Origin of the sequence: Xenorhabdus sp. BG5, assembly GCF_015163665.1 — a bacterium.
In the GTDB taxonomy this organism is placed as follows: Bacteria; Pseudomonadota; Gammaproteobacteria; order Enterobacterales; family Enterobacteriaceae; genus Xenorhabdus.
On sequence record NZ_JADEUG010000128.1, the window covers coordinates 1 to 218 of the forward strand.

1 rRNA gene is annotated in these 218 nt (G+C 54.1%); it reads right to left on the minus strand.

From position 1 onward, the window contains the following. Positions 1-132: 132 nt before the first annotated feature. Positions 133-218 (minus strand): 23S ribosomal RNA (locus IQ209_RS18135); the annotation flags it as partial.

Consider the following 218-nt stretch of genomic DNA (forward strand, 5'->3'; position numbering starts at 1 on the left):
TGCTGAGTTCGGCATGGGATCAGGTGGGACCACCGCGCTGTTGCCGCCAGACAAATTCTGTTTTCAATCCCGAACAAGCTGTTTTTCATTCTGAAACGCTCTCTCACTCCCCGAAAACCCCTTCGGTGTTGTCAGGTTAAGCCGCACGGCTCATTAGTACCGGTTAGCTCAACGTCTCGCAACGCTTACACACCCGGCCTATCTACGTCCTCGTCTCG